Origin of the sequence: Methylobacterium oxalidis, from assembly GCF_007992195.1 — a bacterium.
GTDB classification, from domain to species: Bacteria; Pseudomonadota; Alphaproteobacteria; order Rhizobiales; family Beijerinckiaceae; genus Methylobacterium; species Methylobacterium oxalidis.
The window spans coordinates 1-1,257 of the sequence record NZ_BJZU01000290.1; the positions used below are offsets into that span (position 1 = coordinate 1).

The following is a 1,257-nucleotide window of genomic DNA, read 5'->3' on the forward strand; positions in this document are numbered from 1 at the left end:
GGTGCCGGCGCAGGGTCAGGAACTTCTCCCGCGTATCGATCGAGCCAAAGATGTGGCCCCAGACCTCCTTTGAAGCCTGCATCTTCCGGGCAATCTTGTTGGTCCATTCGTGCGGCACGTGACAGTCCGGACAGGTGGCCCTGACGCCGGAGCGGTTCGTGAAATGGATGGTTCCCTTCAGCTCTTCGAAAACATTAACTTTCATCTCGTGGCAACTCACGCAAAACTTTTCCGTGTTTGTTGCTTCCAGAGCTGTATTGAAGCCGCCCCAGAAGAAGACCCCAGCGACGAAGCCGCCCAGCGTGAGAAAGGCGAGGCTGAGTGTCCGCGCGGGCGTAAGGGCCGTGCGGATCCACTGACCAGCACGGGATTCACCCATATTGCGGAAGACGGATGCCACCATTTCAGCGGCTCCGCCGCTCAGGTACCGTCAGAGCATCCATGTCCGTGAAGGTGTTCTCGACGAGCGGCGGGGCCGCCGTCTGCGGCACGTGGCACGCGAGACAGGCATATCGTCGTGCTGAGACCCCGCCGAGGAAGTTTCCATCGCGGTCTTGATAATGGGTCACACTGATCATCGGGGCCTGACTCTGCTCGGTGAACTTGCGTGAGTGACAGCTCAGGCACTTGTTAGCATTCAGGTCGAGCGCATAGCCTTCGATGGAGTGGGGGATGAGGGGCGGCTGATCAGGGTAGTTCCGGCGGCGGCGCACATCGTCCGTGATCTGGCGCTGCATGGGGGGCGCTGGCGTCTCGCGCGTGAAAGGCTCTGGGCCTTTCAGGCGTGGGGCGTCCCGGCCGGGCCCTCCGACTTGAGCCAGGAGCGCACCCGTAGACAGGCAGGACAGAAAAGCAGCGACGGCGACAGGGATAGGATTTCTCATCGCGGCACCCGTCCATCAGGCGCTGCAGGCGGTGTATTCTCTGCAACCGCAGCAGCCGTTACTTTAACAGCGCATTTCTTGAAATCACTCTGCTTCGAGATGGGGTCAGTCGCGTCAAGTGTTACCTTGTTGATAAGCTGGCTTGCGTCGAAGAATGGCACGAAGACGACACCAATTGGCATCTTGTTGCGCCCTCGCGTCTCAATACGTGTTCGGATTTCCCCGCGTCGTGAGATGACCCGCACCTCCTGTCCTCTGCGGAAGTTGCGTTTGGCCGCGTCGTCCGGATGCATGAACAGCACAGCACCCGAAAACGCTTTATAGAGCTCGGGAACCCTGAGCGTCATCGAGCCGGAATGCCAGTGCTCTAGGG

At 60.0% G+C, this 1,257-nt stretch carries 3 protein-coding genes; all 3 read right to left on the minus strand.

Translation table 11 applies throughout. The annotated features are described in order from the left end of the window. On the minus strand, window positions 1–379 hold a 379-nt coding region (locus MOX02_RS30625; protein WP_174804992.1), incomplete at its 3' end, for a NapC/NirT family cytochrome c. 25 nt (window positions 380–404) lie between these two features. After that, window positions 405–839, minus strand: coding sequence for a nitrate reductase cytochrome c-type subunit (locus tag MOX02_RS30630; RefSeq protein ID WP_373866798.1), 435 nt, complete (start codon window positions 837–839; stop codon window positions 405–407). A gap of 41 nt (window positions 840–880) precedes the next feature. Further along, on the minus strand, window positions 881–1,257 hold a 377-nt coding region (locus MOX02_RS30635), incomplete at its 5' end, for a molybdopterin dinucleotide binding domain-containing protein (protein ID WP_280525380.1).